The organism is Xanthomonas sp. SHU 308 (genome assembly GCF_000364645.1).
Taxonomy (GTDB): Bacteria; Pseudomonadota; Gammaproteobacteria; order Xanthomonadales; family Xanthomonadaceae; genus Xanthomonas_A; species Xanthomonas_A sontii.
In genome coordinates this window covers 1-814 of record NZ_AQOK01000439.1, presented here as the reverse complement: position 1 = coordinate 814, position 814 = coordinate 1, and the positions used below count along the sequence as shown (strand labels likewise).

At 50.7% G+C, this 814-nt stretch carries 1 protein-coding gene; it reads left to right on the top strand.

Annotated features, from left to right (window positions below):
- Positions 1-172: 172 nt before the first annotated feature.
- Entirely contained in the window at positions 173-721 is a 549-nt protein-coding gene (locus tag D588_RS26725) for a DUF4189 domain-containing protein (protein WP_157836463.1), read from the top strand.
- Positions 722-814 lie beyond the last annotated feature (93 nt).

Sequence of the window (814 nt, the reverse complement as noted above, 5' to 3'; positions counted from 1 at the left end):
TCGTATGTGCCGCCGCAAGGTGGCAAAGATACGCCGCTTGGAAGTGCTGACGTGACAAGGTATTCAGCGGGACGTCTACCGTCGGGGCCACCGCAAGAAGGTAGCGGGGCAATGGGCAATGCCAATACCAATCGGAATAGCAGTCGATTCACCTGAATCACAAGGTAGTCAGATGGTAATCAACCATTATCTATTCCTCGCTACGCTTTTCTTAGCAGGCGTTGCGCATGCGGAAAATGGGTGCCCGCCAGGTCAGTTGCCGGCCCAAGCTAACGGTGCGATTACTTCATGCACTCCAATTCCGTCTGGGTACTATCAGCAGCAAGCTCCCGCAGTACCTAGACCGTCTGGAAGGTGGATCAAAACTTGGGGCGCGATTGCCATGGGATCAAAAGATTCAACTACCAGCTACGGGGTCACCACTGGAAAGCTATCTCAGGCAGAAGCAGAGACGGATGCACTGAAGCGCTGTGCCTCTCATGGGGAAACTGATTGTAAGATTGTCTTCCAGTATCGGAATCAATGTGTAGCCGTGGCCGAGGCGCAGATAAATGGGTTGCCGCTGACAGATGGGCATGTGAGGTTTATTAGTGCGGCTTCGATCCAGGAAGCAAGCAAGCACGTTGTAAGCGATTGCAAAACAGTCAATAAAAATTTTGCTGGGGCCGAGTGTAAAGTCGTTTATACGGCGTGCACCGAACAAGTATTTGAAAAGTTTTAAAATTGGGCACTTTCCGCCTATTGCGCAACCCAGTCACGGAGCGGGGTTTCTAGTACACAGTTTGCATCGAGGTGATATATGGATATTAAATTC